This is a genomic window from Flavobacterium sp. SORGH_AS_0622, from assembly GCF_030818825.1.
In the GTDB taxonomy this organism is placed as follows: Bacteria; Bacteroidota; Bacteroidia; order Flavobacteriales; family Flavobacteriaceae; genus Flavobacterium.
The window spans coordinates 3,488,486-3,510,690 of record NZ_JAUTAX010000001.1 but is presented as its reverse complement, the minus strand read 5'-3'; the positions used below and the strand labels follow the sequence as shown (position 1 = coordinate 3,510,690).

The 22,205-nt window shown below is 32.9% G+C and carries 22 protein-coding genes, 1 other RNA gene and 1 pseudogene; 15 read left to right on the top strand and 9 right to left on the bottom strand.

Annotated features, from left to right (window positions below):
• The first annotated feature begins 1 nt into the window (after nt 1).
• From QE431_RS14700 to QE431_RS14685, 4 genes are all read left to right on the top strand, one after another.
• Complete coding sequence (locus QE431_RS14700; RefSeq protein WP_057116449.1) at nt 2-892, top strand: Ppx/GppA phosphatase family protein; 891 nt, start codon at nt 2-4, stop codon at nt 890-892.
• Nucleotides 893-1,031: 139 nt separating this feature from the next.
• The gene (locus QE431_RS14695) at nt 1,032-1,604 is read left to right on the top strand and encodes a TMEM175 family protein (RefSeq protein WP_307297188.1); all 573 of its coding nucleotides are present in this window, start codon (nt 1,032-1,034) and stop codon (nt 1,602-1,604) included.
• 16 nt (nt 1,605-1,620) lie between these two features.
• Nucleotides 1,621-2,181: a Crp/Fnr family transcriptional regulator gene (locus tag QE431_RS14690; RefSeq protein ID WP_307297186.1), complete on the top strand. Its 561-nt coding sequence runs from the start codon at nt 1,621-1,623 to the stop codon at nt 2,179-2,181.
• Nucleotides 2,182-2,341: 160 nt separating this feature from the next.
• Nucleotides 2,342-2,920, top strand: coding sequence for an NAD(P)H-dependent oxidoreductase (locus QE431_RS14685; RefSeq protein ID WP_307297184.1), 579 nt, complete (start codon nt 2,342-2,344; stop codon nt 2,918-2,920).
• Nucleotides 2,921-2,935: 15 nt separating this feature from the next.
• On the opposite strand, the gene QE431_RS14680 is transcribed toward QE431_RS14685, so the two are convergent.
• Both QE431_RS14680 and dnaX read right to left on the bottom strand, forming a co-directional pair.
• The gene (locus QE431_RS14680) at nt 2,936-3,379 is read right to left on the bottom strand and encodes a hypothetical protein (RefSeq protein ID WP_057116445.1); all 444 of its coding nucleotides are present in this window, start codon (nt 3,377-3,379) and stop codon (nt 2,936-2,938) included.
• Nucleotides 3,380-3,627: 248 nt separating this feature from the next.
• A complete protein-coding gene (gene dnaX, locus QE431_RS14675) occupies nt 3,628-4,713 on the bottom strand; it encodes a DNA polymerase III subunit gamma/tau (RefSeq protein ID WP_134140160.1) in 1,086 nt (361 codons plus the stop codon).
• 243 nt (nt 4,714-4,956) lie between these two features.
• Between dnaX and QE431_RS14670 the strand changes: the two genes are divergently transcribed.
• The 5 genes and pseudogenes from QE431_RS14670 to QE431_RS14650 all read left to right on the top strand — a co-directional run bounded on the left by QE431_RS14670 (nt 4,957) and on the right by QE431_RS14650 (nt 7,459).
• Nucleotides 4,957-5,598, top strand: a complete 642-nt coding sequence (locus QE431_RS14670; protein WP_134140162.1) for a DUF6000 family protein — start codon at nt 4,957-4,959, stop codon at nt 5,596-5,598.
• 12 nt (nt 5,599-5,610) lie between these two features.
• A complete protein-coding gene (locus QE431_RS14665; RefSeq protein ID WP_307297181.1) occupies nt 5,611-6,123 on the top strand; it encodes a hypothetical protein in 513 nt (170 codons plus the stop codon).
• 79 nt (nt 6,124-6,202) lie between these two features.
• The gene (locus QE431_RS14660; RefSeq protein ID WP_057116441.1) at nt 6,203-6,682 is read left to right on the top strand and encodes a BON domain-containing protein; all 480 of its coding nucleotides are present in this window, start codon (nt 6,203-6,205) and stop codon (nt 6,680-6,682) included.
• Between the two features lie 6 nt (nt 6,683-6,688).
• A complete protein-coding gene (locus QE431_RS14655) occupies nt 6,689-7,060 on the top strand; it encodes a LysM peptidoglycan-binding domain-containing protein (protein ID WP_057116440.1) in 372 nt (123 codons plus the stop codon).
• A gap of 143 nt (nt 7,061-7,203) precedes the next feature.
• A pseudogene (locus QE431_RS14650) lies at nt 7,204-7,459 on the top strand (type II toxin-antitoxin system ParD family antitoxin).
• Nucleotides 7,460-7,606: 147 nt separating this feature from the next.
• On the opposite strand, the gene QE431_RS14645 reads toward QE431_RS14650, so the two are convergent.
• Nucleotides 7,607-7,900: a hypothetical protein gene (locus tag QE431_RS14645; protein WP_057116439.1), complete on the bottom strand. Its 294-nt coding sequence runs from the start codon at nt 7,898-7,900 to the stop codon at nt 7,607-7,609.
• A 124-nt stretch (nt 7,901-8,024) separates the two neighbouring features.
• Here QE431_RS14645 and rnpB point away from each other — a divergent pair.
• Both rnpB and QE431_RS14635 read left to right on the top strand, forming a co-directional pair.
• An RNA gene (gene rnpB / locus QE431_RS14640) (RNase P RNA component class A) lies at nt 8,025-8,367 on the top strand.
• Between the two features lie 31 nt (nt 8,368-8,398).
• Nucleotides 8,399-9,649: a cation:dicarboxylate symporter family transporter gene (locus tag QE431_RS14635; RefSeq protein ID WP_307297176.1), complete on the top strand. Its 1,251-nt coding sequence runs from the start codon at nt 8,399-8,401 to the stop codon at nt 9,647-9,649.
• Nucleotides 9,650-9,757: 108 nt separating this feature from the next.
• Here QE431_RS14635 and QE431_RS14630 read toward each other — a convergent pair whose 3' ends face one another.
• From QE431_RS14630 to QE431_RS14620, 3 genes are all read right to left on the bottom strand, one after another.
• Nucleotides 9,758-9,952 carry a hypothetical protein gene (locus QE431_RS14630; RefSeq protein ID WP_057116436.1) on the bottom strand — a complete coding sequence of 65 codons (195 nt, stop codon included), beginning with the start codon at nt 9,950-9,952 and terminating at the stop codon, nt 9,758-9,760.
• Nucleotides 9,953-10,160: 208 nt separating this feature from the next.
• On the bottom strand, nt 10,161-10,850 hold the full coding sequence (locus QE431_RS14625) for a response regulator transcription factor (protein WP_057116435.1): 690 nt from the start codon (nt 10,848-10,850) through the stop codon (nt 10,161-10,163).
• 10 nt (nt 10,851-10,860) lie between these two features.
• Nucleotides 10,861-12,219: a sensor histidine kinase KdpD gene (locus QE431_RS14620; RefSeq protein WP_307297174.1), complete on the bottom strand. Its 1,359-nt coding sequence runs from the start codon at nt 12,217-12,219 to the stop codon at nt 10,861-10,863.
• A 200-nt stretch (nt 12,220-12,419) separates the two neighbouring features.
• On the opposite strand from QE431_RS14620, the gene QE431_RS14615 reads away from it, so the two are divergent.
• On the top strand, nt 12,420-14,534 hold the full coding sequence (locus QE431_RS14615; protein ID WP_307297172.1) for an outer membrane beta-barrel family protein: 2,115 nt from the start codon (nt 12,420-12,422) through the stop codon (nt 14,532-14,534).
• A 116-nt stretch (nt 14,535-14,650) separates the two neighbouring features.
• Here the strand turns inward: QE431_RS14615 and QE431_RS14610 are convergent, their stop codons facing one another.
• The gene (locus QE431_RS14610) at nt 14,651-15,256 is read right to left on the bottom strand and encodes an RsmD family RNA methyltransferase (RefSeq protein WP_057116432.1); all 606 of its coding nucleotides are present in this window, start codon (nt 15,254-15,256) and stop codon (nt 14,651-14,653) included.
• Nucleotides 15,253-16,074 carry a DUF3822 family protein gene (locus QE431_RS14605; protein ID WP_307297170.1) on the bottom strand — a complete coding sequence of 274 codons (822 nt, stop codon included), beginning with the start codon at nt 16,072-16,074 and terminating at the stop codon, nt 15,253-15,255. Before QE431_RS14605 ends, QE431_RS14610 begins: the two co-directional genes overlap by 4 nt.
• A gap of 294 nt (nt 16,075-16,368) precedes the next feature.
• Between QE431_RS14605 and QE431_RS14600 the strand changes: the two genes are divergently transcribed.
• The 3 genes from QE431_RS14600 to kdsB all read left to right on the top strand — a co-directional run bounded on the left by QE431_RS14600 (nt 16,369) and on the right by kdsB (nt 19,536).
• Nucleotides 16,369-17,778: an ATP-dependent RecD-like DNA helicase gene (locus QE431_RS14600; RefSeq protein WP_057116430.1), complete on the top strand. Its 1,410-nt coding sequence runs from the start codon at nt 16,369-16,371 to the stop codon at nt 17,776-17,778.
• Nucleotides 17,779-17,863: 85 nt separating this feature from the next.
• Nucleotides 17,864-18,694: a 4,5-DOPA dioxygenase extradiol gene (ygiD, locus tag QE431_RS14595; protein WP_307297167.1), complete on the top strand. Its 831-nt coding sequence runs from the start codon at nt 17,864-17,866 to the stop codon at nt 18,692-18,694.
• 107 nt (nt 18,695-18,801) lie between these two features.
• Complete coding sequence (kdsB, locus tag QE431_RS14590) at nt 18,802-19,536, top strand: 3-deoxy-manno-octulosonate cytidylyltransferase (protein ID WP_134140177.1); 735 nt, start codon at nt 18,802-18,804, stop codon at nt 19,534-19,536.
• A gap of 196 nt (nt 19,537-19,732) precedes the next feature.
• On the opposite strand, the gene QE431_RS14585 is transcribed toward kdsB, so the two are convergent.
• Nucleotides 19,733-22,144, bottom strand: a complete 2,412-nt coding sequence (locus QE431_RS14585; protein WP_307297165.1) for a thiamine pyrophosphate-dependent enzyme — start codon at nt 22,142-22,144, stop codon at nt 19,733-19,735.
• Nucleotides 22,145-22,205 lie beyond the last annotated feature (61 nt).

Here is a 22,205-nt window from a genome sequence, read left to right as displayed (position 1 = left end):
CATGATTAATATAAGGAAGTTTGCAGCGATAGATATCGGTTCAAATGCCATGAGGCTTCTGATATCCAACGTTGTGGAACAAGATGGGAAAGAACCACAGTTTAACAAAAGTTCCCTTGTTCGTGTACCAATTCGTTTAGGACAAGATGCCTTTACAGTTGGAGAAATTTCGCCAGAAAATATAGATCGAATGGTTGATGCTATGAAAGCATTTAACCTTTTGATGAAAGTACATAAAGTAGAGCGTTATATGGCATTTGCAACTTCTGCAATGCGTGAAGCCTATAATGCAAAAGAAGTGGTGGCTTTGATTAAGAAAAAAGCCGACATTAAAATTGAAATTATCGACGGTAAAAAAGAAGCTGCAATTATTGCTTCTACAGATTTACATCATTTATTAAAAACAGACGAAACCTATCTTTTTGTAGATGTGGGAGGCGGAAGCACTGAATTTACATTATTCTCTGATGGAAAAATGATAAATTCAAGATCTTTTAAAGCTGGAACCGTTCGTTTGCTAAACAATATGGTTCATGATGTGGTTTGGGACGAAATCGAAAAATGGATTAAAACAAATACCGCTGGATACGAGGAAGTTACTTTAATTGGTTCTGGAGGAAACATCAATAAATTATTTAAAATGTCTGGAAAGCAGCAAGAAAAACCGCTTTCGTACATTTATATTAATTCACAATATGCGTTCTTAAATTCATTGTCTTACGAGCAGAGAATTGCCGAATTAGGTCTGAATTCTGACCGTGCCGACGTTATTATTCACGCTACCCGTATTTACCTAAATGCGATGAAGTGGAGCGGCGCACGCCAGATTTACGTTCCAAAAATTGGACTTTCTGACGGAATCGTAAAAGCAATGTATTACGGTAAAATTTAAATACAATAACTTTTTTTTGCCACAAATTCCACAGATTTACACGAGTTATATTTTACAATAAGCATAAAAAATCGTGTAAATCTGTGGAATTCGTGGCAGACTTTTTTAACCTATAAGTTGAAAACTTAAATCTTAGTAAATGAATAAAACTAGACTTGAAGCCTTTAGTGATGGTGTCTTGGCAATTATAATAACCATTATGATCTTGGAAATTAAAGTGCCGGAAGGAAACGAGTTTGCAGATCTAAAACCATTGATACCTAAGTTTTTAAGTTATATATTGAGTTTTATTTACGTTGGAATTTACTGGAACAATCACCATTATTTACTGCACGGTTTATCTAAAGTAAACGGAAAAATTTTGTGGAGCAATCTGCATTTATTGTTTTGGTTATCCCTAATTCCAGTTTCAACAGGCTGGATGGGAGAACATAATTTTTCAAAAGCAGCAATGGCATTATACGGAATCATTTTGTTGTTGTGCGCAGTAGCGTTTGTAATTCTTCAAAAAATAATTGTTGATACAGAAGGAAAAGATTCGCTCTTGGCTAAAGCATTAGGAAAAGATTTAAAAGGAAAAGCTTCTGCAGTTTTGTATATAATAGGAATAATAGCTTCATTTTATAACGAATGGATCTCAGGAGCTGCTTATTTTATAGTAGCAATGCTATGGCTTATTCCTGATAAAAGAATTGAAAGAGTTTTTTCTTAAAGTTGATATTTAATAAATGAAGTCAATTTTCCAGTCCATTCAAGATTTTTCTCAGGAAGAATTAGATCTTTTAGATGATTTAATCACATTTCGAACACTGAAAAAAGGCGAACTTTTATTAACAGAGAATCAGGTTTGCAATGAAATTGTATTTATAAAGAAAGGAATTCTTCGTTCCTTTTTTATCAATCATAAAGGAGATGAAATCACCAATTGCTTTGCCTTTGAAAATGAATTTATGGCTTCGTTTGCCAGCTTTATAACAGAAGAAAAAGCAGAAGAAAGCATTCAGGCCTTAGCACATACAGAATTACAGGTTTTAGATCGAAAAAGCCTGGAAGAATTATATAAATCAAGTTTCAACTGGCAGGAAACGGGCAGGAAATTAACAGAACTAGAATTTGTAAACCTTCAAAAGAGAATGATTTCTTTTCAGAAATTATCAGGCGCACAGCGTTATGAAGAACTTTACAAAAATCAGAAAAAATATTTGGAGTTAATTCCGTTGCAATATTTAGCTTCCTATTTAGGAATAACACCAAGACATCTAAGCCGAATCAGAAAAGCAGCGATATAGTATTTTTTGTTTTACACAGATTTTGCAGATTACGCAGATTTTTTCAATCGTTTCTTCAGATAAAAAATCTGCTAGAAAATTAAATCAAGCAATTTCAATATTCAGGACATTTGTCCAGTAAAAGAAATAAGTCGAATAGTATTTTTGAAAAAAGAACAATATGAAAAAAATACTGATTATAAATGGGCATCCGAATCCTGACAGCTTTAATTTTGGCATTGCAGAATTCTATAAAAATGGAGCCGAAGCTTCTGGCGCTGTAATAGAAACTATTACAATTGCATCTCTAGATTTTAATCCCAATTTAAAATTTGGTTACCAAAAACGAACCGAATTAGAACCCGATTTGTTGGAATCTTGGGGTAAAATCAAAAGAGCAGATCATTTGGTATGGATACATCCCGTTTGGTGGGGCGGACTTCCAGCTATAACAAAAGGCTTTATCGATCGTTTATTTCTTCCAGGAATGGCTTTTCAGTACAGAGAAAATTCAGTTTGGTGGGATAAACTGCTAAAAGGAAAGACTGCACACATAATTACAACTTTAGATCAGCCGAGCTGGTATTATAGATTTGTTTACGGAAGACCAAGTGTTAATCAGTTAAAAAAATCTACTCTAGAATTTTGCGGTATAAAACCTGTAAAAGTAAGTTATATAGGAGTTATCAAAGGTTCTGAAGAAAAGCAGAGAAAAAAATGGCTTGATAAAGTTTATAATTTCGGAATTAGAAATCTGTAAGCAGAAACAAAAAAATTAATCTTTCAAATCTAATCCAAATGTTGAACGCAAAAGTTCGATGTTTGGATTGATCTCTAAGAAACGATTGTAACGGTCCTGATTGTTATAACTTCTTTTAGCTTCTACTTTTTCATTTACAATTACTTCAATAGTAATATCATGATTGTGTAAATGTCCTTTTAAATGCCCTAATAATCCATTAATCTGACTTTCAAACTCTAGTTTTGAACCTTCGTTTGGCAGTTCGTAAAGAATTCTTGTTCCATCCAAAACAGGATCGTTAATTAATAGGATAGATTCCATAATTTTGAATCCTTTTTGACCTAAACGTTCTGCATATTTGTTCCAATGCAATAACATTTCAGTTTCTGTAAATTCTTCAGTAGGTAAAACAGATGAAGGTTTTACGTAAGATTTACTGCTTGCCTCAAGTTCTTTCTTTTTTCGGATACTTGCCAATGAAAATGCAGAAACCTTAGGCGTATTGCTTGTTTCTGTTTTCGGAGTTTCCGCAGTTTGAGTTTTTGGAGCTTCTGTGGCTGGAGTACTATTTCCAGTTTTTGGAACGTTAGAATTATCGTTTTCGCTGCCATTTTGATTGACATCGATATTGATTTTTTCTTCCGTATTTGGATTTTGGGATTTTAAATCTGGGGCTTTAACTTCCGTTATAGAGAAGCTTCCATTTTTATAATAAGTGGGCGGAATTATGAATTGCTCAACTTTTTTTTTTCTCCATCAAAGTTGATAGAGGCCAATTGCATCAAACATAATTCTACTAAAAGTCGCTGATTCTGACTCAATTTGTATTTCAAATCGCAGTCGTTTGCAATATCAATTCCTTTCAATAAAAATTCCTGAGAACATTTTTGAGACTGAGCGCCATACATTTGCTGTGCTTGTTCTCCCACTTCTAATAAAGCAATGGTAGAAGGCGTTTTGCTGACTAGTAAATCTCTAAAATGAGAAGCCAATCCAGCAATAAAATGATGTCCGTCAAAACCTTTTGCAAGAATATCGTTGTATGCTAATAAAAGATCTGGAATTTTATTTTCCAAAATCAAATCGGTAATCGAAATGTAAGTTTCGTAATCTAAAACGTTTAGGTTTTCGGTTACGGCTTGACGTGTTAAATTAGTTCCGCAATACGAAACCACACGGTCAAAAATAGACAAAGCATCACGCATTGCACCATCTGCTTTTTGAGCAATAATGTGCAGTGCATCATCTTCAAAATTGATTCCTTGACTTTTTGCAACTTCAGCTAAATGTTCTTTAGCATCTTTTACTGTAATTCTTTTAAAATCAAATATCTGACAGCGAGATAAAATCGTCGGGATAATTTTGTGTTTTTCTGTTGTTGCTAAAATGAAAATAGCATGTTTTGGCGGTTCTTCTAATGTTTTAAGAAAAGCATTAAAAGCAGCCGAAGACAACATATGAACCTCGTCAATAATATATACTTTGTATTGTCCAGTTTGCGGCGGGATTCGAACCTGATCAATCAAGCTTCGAATGTCATCAACCGAGTTGTTTGAAGCAGCATCTAACTCAAAAACGTTAAAAGCAAAATCTTCATTTGGATCGTCATATCCAGGCTGGTTTATTTTACGGGCCAAGATACGCGCACAGGTAGTTTTTCCAACTCCACGTGGTCCCGTAAACAAAAGTGCAGAAGCAAGGTGATTGCTGTCAATAGCATTCAACAAAGTGTTGGTAATGGCTTTTTGCCCCACAACATCCTTAAAGGTCTGCGGGCGGTATTTACGAGCCGATACTACAAATTGTTCCATATTCTGTTTTTATTCGATAGCAAATATAGGCTGAAAATTACCAAATCACAAATCTGAAAATCATAAAACTTTTAAAGGTTTTTTGAGTGGATTGAGTATTAGAAGATAATAGAGTTTATTAGCTAAGTATCTTTTTTAATTAAGTCATTTTATAGGTTGAAATGAATATTTTTGCAGAAGTAAATTATTTTAAAGTGAGATAAGTTTATAATTAAAAACTCAATTAAATGAAAATATCTTGAGATGAATAAAAAAGAATTGAATGAACTAAAATTGCATGTTGCGGGTGCAACAGTAAGTCACAAGTCTCCTTTTGAAAATTTATATTTGTTTAAAAATGACTTTGAGTTAACGGAAAATTTTATTAAAAGATGGGTAATGCCATTCTACATGAATATTAACGATATAAGTGAAGAGTGGATTAGAAAATTGATTGATGTAAAAAATGAAATCTCACCTGAAATTATTCAAAGCAATCTTGGTGATTTTAATTGGCGAACAAGGCAAACCGGAGCTTTTTTTTCTGCAATCACAAATCAAACACAATTTATAGATATTATTGGAACTCATCTATTAAAAAGTGAAGTCTGTTATGCAGGAACTGTATACTGTAAAGTCTTAGCGCACTTTAATTCAGAAAAATGTGTCGAATATTTGAATTTATATCTCGATTATTACTTAATAAAACCAGATTTATGGTTTGATCAAAGATCAGCACTGGAGGCTATTGTATATTTAGATAAAGTAAACTCAACAAATCATTTCGAAAGACATTTTGATAATTGGATGAAATTTTTAAATAACAAACCATTTTGGAGTAAAGAAATTTCAACAGTAAATTTAGAAAAACAGCTGGAATTAATTGAGTTGGTGGAACGTTTTTAATTAATGTAATTTTTGCAACAATATAATTTATCAAATAATGCCTTAAATTTAAAAGTAAAAAAATCTCCGTTCTTAGTAAGAGTAGTGATGTTTTCCTTAGCTTTTTCTTTTTTTATTTTTCCAATAGGTGGGGCAGTTTTTAGTGTCGCACTTGGAAGTGGTTTACATATTGGCTTCTTTATCGGAATTGGTATATTCTCTCTAGTAGGTTTTCATACACTTAGAGTTTCTCTGTGGAATACTTACGGCGAAGAAAATATTCAGTTTTTAGAAAACAAAATCATTTATGAAGCCAATTATGGCTGGTTTAAAGATGGAAAGAAGGAAATATCAATTTCAAATCCAAAATTTTATGCTTTGGCTGCAGGATATGAAGAAGATAAGGAAGGAACTTTAGTAATAACTTCTAATGAAGCTGAAATTGATACTGTTGTAAAAATGCCAATGACTGAAGTAGGTGAATTAGTCTTACTGTTAGAAACTCTCAAAAATAAATCTAGCTTATTTTTACTGGAAAAGATATAAAACTCATTAGCATATCCTATAATGTTTTGATATTTAAACTGTTTAATTTTAGATAGTTAATTATTAAAACTTTATTATTATGAAAATCAAATCAATTTTATTGGGAATCGGTCTTTTTGTTTCACTTGCAGCATGCGCCCCTAAAGATGCAGATATAGAAAAAGCAATCAGCGAAAAATTAAGTGACACACCAAACATACAAGTTACTGTGCATGAAGGTGTCGCAACAATTACTGGAACTTGCGACGACGAAATTTTCAAAAAAAATATCGAAAAAAGTGTTAGAGCAACGAAAGGTGTAAAATCTGTAGTGAATACCTGCGAAATTGCAAGAGCTAATCAAGAACCTGCTGCAGCAACTGTGGTAATCAATTCAGATGCTGAATTAGATAAATCGATACATAAAGTTGTAGACTCGTATGATGGGGTAAGTGCAACTGTTGTAGGAGGTGTTGTAACACTTTCGGGAGAAATTAAAAGAGATAAATTACAGCCTCTATTACAAAGCATACAGGAATTGAAACCCAAAAAAGTTGATAACAAATTAACTATTAAATAAAGCATCATGAGTTTACTAGATAAATATAGAGAATTGACAAATTTGGCAGCTGAATTAGGAATCGCCAATTTGCAGTTAAGAGAGCAGGATAACGTTTTATATATTGACGGAGAAGCAAAATCTGCTGAGGACAAAGAAAAACTTTGGAATTCTTATGCTAAAATTGATCCAGATTACAGATCAGGTGATGTGGTCATGAATATTCAAGTTGCCGCAAGACCAACAACAGATTATACTGTAAAAAGTGGTGATTCGCTTTCTAAAATTGGAAAAGAATTTGGAGTTTCCTGGCAGACAATCTTTGAAGCTAATAAAGATGTTATTTCAAACCCTGACTTAATTCAACCTGGTTGGAAATTGAAAATACCAACGGCGTAAATTAAATTACGCTTTTTGCATAAAAGTCCGTTTTATTGACGGGCTTTTTTTGTGGAGCATATTTAAAGTAAAAAGACGTTATATTAAAAGAGAGTAGAGGGAATTACCAATTTTTGGTAACTTTATAATTCTAAAAATTAAGCATGGGAAGAAATACTTCTATATCATTAGGAAATCATTTTGAAAATTTTACTAAAAATAGACTTTCTGAAGGAAGATATAAAAATGCAAGTGAAGTTGTGAGAGCTGAATTGCGTCTTTTGGAAGAAGAAGAAAATAAATTATAATATTAAAAAAAGCTGTGAAGAAGGACAATACAGTGGTCATGCAGAAAACTTTGATCCAATAAAACATCTTAAAAGTTTAAAAGCAAAGAAAAAAATGGATTTAAGTTTTTAATGTTTTGAATCAGTTTTTAAGGTTAAAACTAACACATTTTTACAATAATTCTTTCCATTTATATCATTTCGACGAAAGAGAAATCGCATTTTACTTTACAGCATTTTAGTTGATTTGTTTTTCGTCGAAATGACAAAAGTTAATAAACTACCTTCCTCTAATACTTAAATCAAATAAAAATTTAGCTGTTTCCTGATCTGAATCGGCTGAAAAACCAGCTACATACACGCCCTTTTTGCCGTTAGTAGATTTAATTCCGTATACAACTGCCTCATCCGCTGGGTCTGATTCCCCTTCGTATCGATACACATGAACAATTTCAAATTTCTCAGGATTCTTTTTAATCATGTCTGCATTTCGATTAAAATCGCATGTAAATCCTTTTTCATTCAATTGATCTAAAGCCTTTGAGACAGTTGCGTAATGATACATTCTTTTCATGATAACTGAATTTAAATTAATAGATTTTTAAAGATAACTAATTTAAAATTAAAAAGTTATGGTAAAGCTCATAAAATGGGAAATTTAAAACCAATATAGTTAAGTGATAAAATTGTACTTTTGCTGCGCAGACCGCCTTATCGTCGTTCCAATTTATTGGGAGGGAGGAAAGTCCGGACACCACAGAGAAGCATAGCGGGTAACACCCGTCGGTCTCGTCCCGAAGTCTCGGGATCGGGATTAGGACAAGTGCAGCAGAAAGTATGTACAGGTAATGCTGTAGTGAAAACAGGTAAACTCTATGCGGTGAAATACCAAGTATATCAGCATTTAAGGGCTTCTCGTTCGTTGCTGAAGGGTAGGTAGCTTGAGTCATGCAGTAATGCATGATCTAGATAAATGATAAGGTATTGTTTCGTTGCAAAACGAGACAAGAACAGAATCCGGCTTATAGGTCTGCATTTTTTATATATTTGTGAAACTATCTAAACCTGCTTCATGAATATTTCTACTCCAAATCCTTCTTCCAAAACTAATAAAAGTCTTTTCCGCGCTGTAATTACCAATTTGACTTTTTGGGTTTTAATTGCAATTATTGCAGGTATTCTGCTCGGACATTTTTCACCAGAAAATGGTATGAAAATGGAAGTTTTGGGCAAAAGATTCGTTGACCTTATCAAGCTTTTTATTGGACCAATTATTTTCCTGACGATTGTTCTGGGAATTTCTGGAATGGGAAATCTAAAGAAAGTAGGACGCATTGGGATAAAAGCTCTTGCTTATTTTGAGATAGTTTCTACAATAGCATTGGCAATTGGCGTTGCAGTTGCTTATTTATTTCAACCTGGAAAAATTGATAAATCGGGATTGACTCTCGGAGATGCAAGTCAATATACAAATGCGAATGCTGAAAATTTTTCTTGGCTTCAGTTTTTCTTTTCCAATTTTACGCTGCAGGTTTTGCTGGCAGCAATTATTTGTGGAATTGCTTTGAATTTCTACCAAAAAAGAGAACAAACTATTTTGGTTCTGGAACGTTTTTCTAAAGTTGTTTTTACCTGTTTAAAATATGTAATGTATCTGGCGCCAATTGGAGCTTTTGGCGGAATGGCCTATACAATTGGAAAATTCGGGCTAGGAACTTTGATTCCACTTGGGAAATTAATGCTTTGTGTGTATCTAACAATGGCGCTTTTTGTATTTCTAATTTTAGGAAGTATACTGCGATATTATAAAATAAGCATTCTTTCGATTTTAAAATATATCAAAGAAGAACTTTTATTGGTTTTAGGGACTTCCTCTTCAGAAGCTGCTTTGCCGAGTATTATGGTAAAACTAGAAAGAATGGGCTGCAGTAAATCGGTTGTAGGATTGGTAATTCCGACTGGATATTCTTTTAATCTCGATGGAACTTCAATTTATCTTTCGATGTCGGTAATTTTTTTAGCACAGCTATACGATGTACATTTGAGTTTCTTTGAAATCCTAACTGTAATCGGAATTTTGATGATTACTTCAAAAGGTGCAGCAGGAGTTACCGGAAGCGGTTTTATTGTTTTAGCATCGACTTTAACAGCGCTGCATAAAATTCCAGTTGAAGGCTTGGCTTTTTTATTAGGAGTTGATAAATTTATGAGTGAAGCCAGAGCAATTACAAATTTGATAGGCAACACAGTAGCAACCATTATAATTTCTAAAACAGAAAGAGATTTTACAGAATTGAATCTTGATCCAGTTTTAGAAGAGTAGATTTTTTAAGGTTCAAAGGCTCACAGTCACAAAGGGACAAAGTTTTTAAATCCTTTGAACCTCTGCACCTCTGAACCTTTGTTACTTTAAATGTTACTTTAAAAGAAACTAAGCCTCATCTTTTGTAGCACGAACCAAACTGATTCCTGACATAAAAAAAACGATTCCTAGTACACCGTAGATAATTAATGATTTGATATCTCTCGTTTCTCCAGATGTGCTGGCAAAAATTACAGCAGTATATATAAGTCCTACTATTCCTAGGATTGTCAATAATCCTCCGAAAAATCTTTTTAGGTTCATGATTGTTAGATTTAAAAGTTCTTATTCAAATGTATAATTGAAATAGCTAAAAGTTGTTATACAATTGTTGGTGAAAGATTATATGATTACAAGCAAGAACTTGTGAGAAAATAAAATAAGGTTTTAAAGTTTTACATTGTTCAATTGCTATTTTTAACCAATTGATAGACAATGAATAATAATTCTCAAATAAAAAAACCTTGATACGTCAAGGTTTTTCTATTTTAAATTCTAAGCCGATATTACGAACGCTTTCAATTTTGATTTTTGGATCTGAATTAAAATATTTTCGAAGCCTGCTGATAAAAACATCCATGCTTCGGCCTGAAAAATAATCATCTTTTTTCCATACAGACATTAAAATTTGATCTCTCTTTAATAACTGGTTATGGTTTAGATATAAATATTCAATAAGAGAAGCTTCTTTCTCTGTAAGCTGTTGTACGTGATTTTTATTGTTGAGTGTTAATCTTTCATTATCAAAAATATAAGAACCAATTTCGATTATATTGTTGCCTTCCAGACTTCTTTTTTGTTCGATTCTTTTAAGGATATTCTGCAAACGGAGAACGAGTTCATCGACTTCAAAAGGTTTTACGATATAATCGTCCGCGCCTAATTTTAAACCAATGATTTTGTCTTCTTTTAACTTTCTTGCCGTCAGGAAAATAAATGGAATTTCAGGATTGATCGTAATTATTTTTTCAGCCAATGAAAATCCGTCCAATTTAGGCATCATCACATCAAAAACACAAATATCAAAAGTCTGGTTTTTGAAATACTCTAAAGCTATTTCGCCATTTTCTGCCCAGATTACTTCAAATTGATGCAGTTCTAAGTATTGTTTTAAAATTGCTGCAAAATCAAAATCGTCTTCAGCTAAAAGTAATTTTTTCAAAATAAGGGAATTAAACTTTTAATAAAATAGTAAACTGTGTTCCTTTTCCTAACTCACTCACAACGTTGACAGAGCCTTGATGCGCTTTTATAATTTGAGAAACATAATACAAACCTAAACCTAAACCTTTTGTATTATGAAGATTTCCTTGTTCTACGCGATAGAATTTGTCAAACAGAAGCGATTGTTTGTTTTTGGCAATTCCAATTCCATCATCCTCAATACTGACTGCAAACTGATTTTCGACTATTCTAGTTTTGATAGTAATCGTACTAGAACCGTATTTTACGGCATTTTCCAATACATTCAAAAAAGCAGTTGTCAAGTGGAATTTATCTAAAACTAAAATCGTTTTCTGGGTTTGAAAATCGGTTTTTAGAGTAATTTTTGGAAACGTAATTTTAAAATCATTTACAATAGAAAGCAGAAAATCTTCTGTTTCGATTTTTTCTTTTTGTAATTCCAATTCATTTTCTGCCAAAGAATTCGCCATAACCTGATCAATCAAACTTTGAAGGCGATTGTTCTGACGCGAAATTGTATTGACAATTGCATTGAAATTTTCATCGTTGTCACGAATGTTCTTCTGCTCCAAAATTTTTGTTGAAATTCCTAAAGTTGCCAAAGGCGTTTTGAGTTCGTGTGTGATATTATTGATGAAATCGGTTTTAACATCACTTACTTTTTTCTGTTTAATTAATGCTTTTAGCGCAATTACAAAAAGTGTGATCAGCGTGAGAATCGATAATAAAGACAAAATTAAAATGAATGTCATTCGTCTTAAAATAATCATTTCCCAATCGATAACCGAGACGTACATTGAATCTTCTGTCAGTAATTTATATTCTTGATTATCAAAGTTTCCGTTTGTGGTTCCAACATAACTTCTCACCAAAAAAGCATTGTTTAACGAAGTCAGATTACCGTATAATTTATTTTGGATAAAAGGTTTTTCAGAGAAAATAGTATCAGCTTTTGCAGCGTTTTTGTAGAGTATAAATTTATTGAGAACAATCGCAAAATCAATTTCGAAATTGGGTAAATCCCTTTCAAATTTTCGTTTAATTTTCTGTGTTAATGCATTTTCGAATTCATTTTCTAGAATTCCATTTTTAATATCCAGTTTGGATTTTTTTCCTTTAAGATAATTCTCAGAGAGACCTTTATAAAGTGCTTCTTTTCGAGCAACCAACGCCGAATCAATATCGCTGTAGTTATTACTAATCTGTGCAATTTCATTTTTAATCTGCGTATGAAACTGCGCCACTTTATATTCGTAAGCGGTTTTTACCAAATAGCATTGTACCGTCATTAAAACAATTAATGCAAGGACAGAAAATGCGATTAATAAATTGATTCTTTGCTTCATTTATAACACGACGATTAAGCTGCTTTTTTTGTGAAATTCGAATGCTGATCTTTAAAAATTGCGTTCGATTTCTCGATTCAAAAATAATGCTTTTAAAAGACAATCTGGAGATTAACCCCGCATTAACCTTCAATTAACTTTCGGAATTGGTTTTTCAAAGCACTTTTGCATTGTCATTAACCAAAACTTTTATTTCAAAAATGAATATTTACCTGCCGCTAAAACTTTTGATAGCTTTTATGCTTTTTTGTCTTTCATTTATAGCAAATGCTCAAAATGAAACCCCTAAAGATTCCATTTCGCAAAAGCTAAATGAAGTTGTTATTACCCAAAACAAAAAGACTTTTACCAATTCAAACGGCAATATAAAAGTGGATGTAGCCAACTCAATTTACAATGCAATTCCCAATCCTGTTGATTTGCTTTCCAGACTTCCATTGGTGCAGGTAAGCCCAAACCGTGAAAGCATTTCAATTGTAGGCAAAGGAAATCCGCTTATTTATATCGACAATCAAAGAGTAGGAATGAATGAGTTAAATGCCTTAGCTGTCGCTGATATCAAAACGATTGAAATCATTCAAAATCCGTCTTCAAAATATGAAGCTGAAGGACGTGCCGTCATTTTGATTACCAGAAAATTGAGTAAAAAAGATAGTTTTAGAACTGAAATTAGCGAAACAGCTTCCTTTAAGAAAAACTACAATAATTACTTAGGATTCAATTCGAGTTTCAAAAAAAATAAACTGGAATGGAAAGCTAATTTCAATTACAATAAACTCGAACCGTGGGAAAATCATAGTATTGCATATCAAATTCCTCAAGCGGGCATAATTTCAGATTATGATGTTTCGGCAGTTACCAAAAGAAATCAATATATTTTTGGAGGAGGTTTATTTTATAAAATAAATGAAGAAGATTACTTCTCGGTGAACATAAATGGTAAAAGTCAGGGCGATAATTTTGATATTAATACCTTTACTTTTAATAAAAATATGAACGACGAAAACAACGTTTATACTTTTAGCGATAATTCTAGTTCAAAGAATTTTATCAATTCATTTGTCAATTATTCAAAAAAAATAAAAGCAATCGATACCAAGCTTTTTGCAGGTTTTCAGTATTCCAATTTCAATCAGCATTTGTGGAGTTTGGTGCAGAATAATTACAATGAAACCGAATTAGAATTATCTCAAAACCGTGATCAAAAATTTAATGTTGATGCTTTTTCGGGAAGAATTGATTTAGAAAAAAAGTTTAAAAACGAAATGAATTTAGAATACGGCGGACTTTATTCTGCCGCAAAATCAAAATCTAATTATGATGTTTTTGATTATGATAAAAATGAAAACACCACTTTTGATTATAATTTTAAAGAAGCCAATTTAGCAGCATATTCCCAGCTTTCTGGAAAAATTAAAAAAGCAGCATTCTCGGTTGGACTTAGAATTGAAAACACCAATGTCAGCGGAAAATACAGTACAGACAATTCTTTTTTAATTGATAAAAATTACACCAATCTTTTTCCAAAAGCACAGTTTTCTTATGCGATAGACAGTACGAAAAGTTTAAGTGTCGATTATTCTAAAAGCATTTCGAGACCCAATTATTCTTCGTTAAGTATGATTGCAACTTACATAAATCCGTATTTTATTTATGGAAGCAATATCAACTTAGGTCCTACTTTTATGGATGTTGTTTCGACGGTTTTTCAGTATCATGATAAGTCTTTAAAAGTAACTTTATATCAAAATAAAAATCCTGTTTATCAAGATTTTGTTTTTGACAATCAGAATAATGTGCTGACTTTTACGGAGAAAAATTTCCAAAAAGAATCAGGGTTTAATATCGAATTAACAGTGCCTTTTACCTATAGGTTTTGGACCAATACAAACTCTTTAGTTTTTACTAAAAACAAAATTGAAGATGAAAATGCATTATTCAATTCGTCTAAACCTTATCTATATTATTACTCTAACAATACTTTTAAGCTTCCAAAAGATTTTACATTTGTTCTGTCTTTTTGGGGAGCAACCAAACAAAAAGAAGGTGTTTTTGAACGAAATGCAAAGCTGATTTTTGATATGTCGCTGGCAAAATCTTTCGGTAAAAACTGGAATTGTACTTTAAGCTATAATGATATTTTTAAAAACACGATTTATACAGAGCGATTCACAATCAATGACATAGGATCTCGAGCGAGATATTTGGTTGATGCGAATGAAGTTTCAATTACACTTCGTTATTCTTTTGGAAAAATAAAAGAAAGTGAATTTAAAGAAAAAAGCGTTAATGATAATGAGAGTAGGATTCGATAGCTGGATTGCGTGTAATTATTTGCGGAGATTTCTCTTTCGTCGAAACAGTCATTTCGTTTAGAGATAAACTTAAAAAGAGTCTAATTTTAGACTCTTTTTATATCTTTTAAAAAAAACTATCCTTCGTCTTCTTCAGTATCTTTTTTAGAACTGTCATGTGGCAGTTCTTCATCATCATCGGTTGAATTTAGTTCGAAGAAACTAAAAAACGAACCGCCGTAACTTTTTTGAAAAGAAAAATTACTCAAATGATCCATTTTGGTATACTTTGAATGCTCGATAATCATCATGCCGTCATCTTCTAGTAATCCTTTTTCAAAAACCGTTAAAACAACTTTTTCGAAAGTAGCCTGATCCAATCCGTATGGCGGATCGGCAAAAATAATATCGTAAGTAGTTTTACAGTTTTCTAGAAATTTAAAAACATCACTTTTAGTCGCAGCAATATCAAAATCATATTCTGATGAAATTTGCTTGATGAATTTCACACAGCCAAAATCGCCGTCAACAGACGTAATTGGCGCGCTTCCGCGTGAAGCGAATTCATAACTGATGTTACCTGTTCCCGAAAATAAATCCAGAACCTTTAAGCTGTCAAAACTAAAATGATTATTCAAAACATTAAACAATGCTTCTTTACTCATATCAGTCGTTGGTCTTACAGGTAGATTTTTTGGCGGAAAAATTCTGCGTCCTTTGTATTTTCCTGAAATGATTCTCATGATTGAAATAAGATATAATGTTTTTGATTTTGAGCAGTTGTAAAATTGTTCTTTTCCTGCAGTTTTGTAACGTCTAGAAAAGAAATATGGCGGATATATTTGTATGCAATCGCATAAAACGGATCATTTTCTGTAATGGTTCCCAACAATTCTAATGGAAAACTTTCTGGATTCAGACTCAATTGTTCTGCGGTAAACAAAATGTAATAAATAAAATCTTCCGGAGTATTGTATTCAAAAGAATTGAACAATAAAAGCTTCTGATTTTGAACGATAATGATTTCGAAATTTCCAGGATTGAAATTCACAATCATTTTCTTATCGTCATTATTACGAGAATTATCCAAAATCTTTTCGACCAAAATACTGTTCGCATGTTTGTAGTCAAAAGATCCAACATTGTCAATCAGGAAGTTATTGATATTCACATACGGAATATAAACGGCATTCATTTCATAATTAGAAATTTGATCGAAAGTAAAAAAGTCAGTTTCAAATACTTTTGTAGTGTATTGAAGATAACTTCCTAAATAATTTTCATCAAACAAAGCAGTCGGAACAAAAGTTGAAAGATTGTTGGTATGAATAACCATTACTTCATCGTACGTGTTTTTTAATTCAGGATTATTCTTAAACGCATCAGCAAATAAATCTTCAATTTTCGTTGATTTATTCGAATTGTCAAATTGAATTTCTTTAAAAGATGTGATGACATTATTTAAAGTATCAAAACAGCAATATGAAAATCCAGTCAGAGAAACCTGAATAGAAAGTTTTTTGTAATTTTTTGAAGTAATGTTAGTGTTTTGTAATGACATAGTTGATTTACAATTCGTTACCTGTTTTAAATCAAGAAAGAATTTAAGCGACCACAAACTTACAAATTAAAAAGGAACAATTATAACTGCAATTTCAAAAAACAAATGGAATTAAACTTTAAACTAAGGTTAATAAAAAGTTTATTTATTTGAAATTAAATAAGTTATAATGTTTGTTTGTGATTATTTGGGGATTCCTCATTTTTGAATTTAAAAGTTTGGAATTTGGAATTTAAAATTTGAATTTTGCCATTGCCATTTAAAAAACCGATCTTTGTCTTTCAACTTTATTTTATGAATTCTGCACTGTTTTACGGTATTTTACAAAAACGATTTCCTTTTGCTCCAACTCACAAACAGGATATTTTTTTTCAGAAAATTGCAATTTTTTTAACGGAACCTCAAAACGACACCATTTTCGTTTTGAAAGGATATGCTGGAACGGGAAAAACGACGGTAATCTCTACCATTGTCAATAATTTAGGCGATATCAATAAAAAGTTTGTTTTGCTGGCTCCAACAGGACGCGCGGCAAAAGTAATTGCAAATTATTCAAATACGCCAGCGTTTACGATTCATAAAAAAATATATTTTCCTAAAAAATCATCGGGTGGAGGAGTGGCTTTTACCAAACAGGTTAACAAGCACAAAAACACCATTTTTATCGTCGATGAAGCCTCTATGATTTCAGACAGCACATTAGACAGCGGTTCACTTCTGGACGATTTAATTAATTATGTCTATTCTGGAAATAATTGTAAAATGATTCTGTTGGGAGACACGGCACAGCTTCCGCCGGTAAACTTAGATATTAGTCCAGCACTCGATGTTCAGACATTAGGAATTCATTACGATAAAGAAATTGAACATATCGAACTAGACGAAGTAATGCGTCAGGAAGAAAGTTCTGGAATTTTATACAATGCTACAGAATTACGTGAATTGCTGAAAGAAAGTTTTATAACCGAGTTCCGATTTAATGTAAAGAAGTTTAAAGATATTGTTCGTTTAACGGATGGCTATGATATTCAGGATGCTATAAATATGGCGTACAGTAATTATAGTATTGAAGATACCGCTTTTATTGTTCGTTCCAATAAAAGGGCAAATCAATACAACGAACAAATTAGAACCCGAATTTTATTCAAAGAAAGTGAACTTTCGGTTGGTGATTTTTTGATGGTCGTAAAGAACAATTATTTCTGGCTTAAAGAAACTGATGAAGCCGGATTTATTGCCAACGGAGATATTATCGAAGTTTTAGAGTTATTCGGAATTAAAGAATTGTACGGATTTACTTTTGCTAAAGTAAAAATAAGAATGGTCGATTATCCCGATCAAAAACCTTTTGAAACGGTTTTGATTTTAGATACTTTAAAAAGCGAATCTCCATCTTTAACTTACGAAGAATCAAATCGTTTGTACGAAGAAGTAATGAAAGATTACGAGGATGAATCTACAAAATACAAGCGTTTTCAAAAAGTAAAAGAAAACGAATATTTTAACGGATTACAGGTTAAATTCTCTTACGCTATTACTTGTCATAAATCGCAAGGAGGACAGTGGAACACTGTTTTTATTGAACAGCCTTTTTTGCCAAACGGAATCGACCGCGATTACATACGATGGCTTTACACGGCAATGACACGTGCTAAAAATAAGTTATATTTGATAGGATTTAAAGACGAGAATTTTGAAGAATAAAAACACGAATTTAACGAATTAGCACGAATTAAATAAAAAACAATTTGTGTAAATCTGTGAAATTGGTGTTTGAAATTATATAGCAATGACAACATTAAACGATTTACATTCGATTTCATCAACGTTTTCGAATACTGATAAAATGCCGGTTTTGTTTTTGGGACACGGAAGTCCGATGAATGCAATTGAGGAAAATCAGTTTGTTGCGGGTTTTCGTGATTTGGCTAAGACATTGCCGCAGCCTAATGCTATTTTATGTGTTTCGGCGCATTGGTTTACAAAAGGAACGAAAGTTACTGCAATGGAAATGCCCAGAACCATTCATGATTTTGGAGGTTTTCCGCAGGCACTTTTTGATGTGCAGTATCCCGCAAAAGGGAGTCCCGAACTAGCAGTTGAAACACAGAAAATCCTAGATCCTGTAATGGTCGAATTAGATGAACATTGGGGTTTAGATCACGGCGCTTGGAGCGTCATTAAACATTTGTATCCGAATGCAGATGTTCCTGTAATTCAATTAAGTATCGATTATACCAAATCGGGTCAGTATCATTTTGAATTGGCTCAGAAATTACAGGCATTGCGATACAAAGGCGTTTTAATTATCGGAAGCGGCAATATTGTCCACAATCTTAGAATGGTCGATTTCAGAAATTTTGATAAAGACAATTACGGTTACGATTGGGCTATAGAAGCTCGTGAAACTGTGAATAATTATTTGCTTGATGGAAATTTCCAACCTTTAATTGATTTTGAAAAATTGAATAAAGCCATTCAATTGGCAGTTCCAACGCCCGAACATTATCTTCCGTTGTTGTATACGTTAGGTTTAAAAGATAAAGCTGATGATTTAAGTCTGTTTAATGATAAATTACTGGCAGGTTCATTAAGTATGACTTCAGTAAAATTGATGTAAAAAAACTTTGAGAATCTCTGTGAAAACTCTGTGTATCTCTGTGGTAAAGTTATAACGCAAAGTGTCACAAAGATTCGCAGAGAAAAAATAAATTTAAAAATAGAAGAATGAAAATAATAGCGGTAATTCCAGCCCGATATGCTTCAACTCGTTTTCCTGCAAAATTGATGCAGGATTTAGGAGGGAAAACTGTGATTTTAAGAACTTACGAAGCGGCAGTTTCAACAAATTTGTTTGACGATGTTTTTGTAGTAACCGATTCTGATTTGATTTTTGAGGAAATCGTTTCAAATGGCGGAAAAGCGATTATGAGCATCAAAGAACACGAATCTGGAAGCGACCGAATTGCAGAAGCTATTGCAGATCTTGACGTTGATATTGTGGTGAATGTTCAAGGCGACGAACCTTTTACAGAAGCAGAACCTTTGGCACAAGTTTTATCTGTTTTTGAAAATGATACAGATAAAAAGATTGATTTAGCTTCGCTAATGCGCGAAATTACTAATGAAGATGAAATCAATAATCCGAACCATGTAAAAGTTGTCGTAGACCAATCGCAGTTTGCCTTGTATTTTTCTCGTTCGGTTATTCCATATCCGAGAGAGAAAAATGTTGGAGTAAGATATTTTCAACATATCGGAATCTATGCTTTTAGAAAGCAGGCTTTATTAGATTTTTACAGCCTTCCTATGAAATCTTTAGAAGCTTCTGAGAAACTAGAGCAGCTACGATATTTAGAATTCGGAAAACGCATTAAAATGGTCGAAACAACGCATGTTGGTATTGGGATTGATACTGCAGAGGATTTGGAAAGAGCTCGAGCAATGTTGCGTGATATTTAGACACGGATAAAACGGATTCGCTTTCGCGAAGACGCTGATTTAAACGGATTTTTATTTCATTGCAAACAATCTCATTTGCTAAGTTCAAATTATAGAGAGATTGCTTCGTTCCTCGCAATGACTCTAACTTTGTGTATATAAAAACAAAAAGCTCCAAATATTTGGAGCTTTTTTAATATCTAAAACATTCTAAATCTTAGTATAAACTAGGAAACTTAGAAGGATTAACTTCGTGCATCATATCATATACTTTCTCGAAAATATCTTCAGCAGAAGGTTTAGAGAAATAATCACCATCAGTTCCGTAAGCTGGTCTGTGCGCTTTTGCAGCTAGAGTCTGCGGTTTACTGTCTAGGTATTTATAAGCATCCTGCTCTTCTAAAATCTGCTGTAAAATGTAAGCCGAAGCTCCTCCAGGAACATCTTCGTCGATTACTAAAAGACGATTTGTTTTAGCGATACTTTTTACAATATCTTTATTAATATCAAACGGAAGCAGAGATTGAACATCAATAACTTCGCAGTCAATTCCTAAATCCAATAATTCGTTAGCTGCCTGCTGCACCAGTCTTAAAGTTGATCCGTAAGAAACTAAAGTAATATCAGCACCTTCTTTTAAGGTTTCTACAACACCAATCGGCGTTTTAAATTCACCAAAATTCAGAGGTGTTTTTTCTTTTAAGCGGTAACCATTTAAACATTCAATTACCAAAGCAGGTTCGTCGCACTCTAAAAGTGTATTGTAAAACCCTGCGGCCTGAGTCATATCTCTTGGAACCAAAACGTGAATACCACGAATTGCATTGATAATCATTCCCATTGGAGAACCAGAATGCCAGATTCCTTCCAAACGGTGTCCGCGGGTTCTAATGATTAATGGTGCTTTTTGTTTTCCAACAGTTCTATATTGTAAAGTAGCTAAATCGTCACTCATGATCTGAATAGCGTACAATAAATAATCTAAATATTGAATTTCAGCAATTGGACGTAAACCTCTCAAAGCCATTCCAATTCCTTGACCGATAATAGTCGCTTCACGAATTCCGACATCGGCAACACGAAGTTCTCCGTATTTTTCCTGCATGCCTTCTAAACCTTGATTTACGTCGCCAATGTTTCCAACATCTTCACCGAAAATTAAAGTTTCTGGATATTTAGAAAATAAAGCATCAAAGTTATCACGCAAAATCATTCTTCCGTCCAAATCTGGTTTAGCATTTTCGGCATATTTAGGAAGCACTTTTTCTACAGAAAATACATTTTGAGAAGATTCAGAATGCAGATTGCTGCTGAATTTTTCCTGCGTTTCTGCAATGAAATTTGTAATCCAGTTTGATAAAAGCATCTTACTGTTTGGAACTTCAATAAAACGAAGAATTTTTCTAGCGTAAACCAATAATTCCTTTTTTAAAGGAGCTTTGATAGCGCCTAATTCAGAAATCAATTTTTTGATTCTGTCTTTATGATTAATGCTTGCTTCAGCAATTTGTTCTAGTAAGCTCAGAAGATTTTTTTGATCTTCTATAATTGGGTTAATGAACGAATTCCAAGCCTCTTTTTTAGCTTCAAGAACCTCTTTCTTTATTTCAAAATCAAGTTCTGCCAATTCTTCTGGAGAAGCAATATTAATTGCAATCATCCATAAACGCATTTGACGAATACAGTCAAAATCTTTTTCCCAAGCCAGTCTTTCTGCATTTTTGTAACGTTCGTGAGAACCAGAAGTAGAGTGGCCTTGTGGCTGCGTTAATTCGTTTACGTGAATCAAAACCGGAATATGTTCTTCGCGTGCAATTGCTCCAGCTCTTTCATAAGTTGAAACCAATTCGGCATAATCCCAGCCTTTTACTCTAAAGATTTCATAACCTTTAGCGTCTTCATCGCGTTGATATCCTTTTAATATTTCAGAAATATTTTCTTTAGTAGTTTGATGTCTGGCGTGGACAGAAATTCCGTATTCATCATCCCAAACACTCATTACCATCGGAACTTGTAAAACCCCTGCAGCGTTTATAGTTTCGAAAAATAAACCTTCAGAAGTACTTGCATTACCGATAGTTCCCCAGGCAACTTCATTTCCATTTACTGAAAATTTGTCTTTGATGGTAATTCCGTCAACATTTCTATAAATTTTAGAAGCCTGCGCCAATCCCAATAATCTTGGCATTTGTCCTGCAGTTGGAGATATATCTGAGCTTGAATTTTTTTGTTTCGTTAAGTCTTTCCAAGAACCATCTTCGTTTAAACTGTGCGTTACAAAGTGTCCGCCCATTTGTCTTCCGGCAGACATTGGATCATAAGCTAAATCGGTATGACCATATAAACCAGCAAAAAACTGTTTAGCATCCAGTTCGCCAATAGCCATCATAAAAGTTTGATCGCGATAGTATCCAGAACGGAAATCACCATTTTTAAAAGCTTTTGCCATTGCCAGCTGTGGAACTTCTTTTCCATCACCGAAAATTCCAAATTTGGCTTTTCCTGTTAGTACTTCTTTTCGACCTAAAAGACTACATTCACGGCTTGTTACAGCAATTCTATAGTCATTCAATACCTCAGTTTTGAAATCTTCAAATGTCAGTGTAGTATTGTTTTTTTCTTTTATCATAATCTTGAAGGGTCATGTTTATGTCGCGAAATTACTTAAAAACAATCAATAATCATAATTC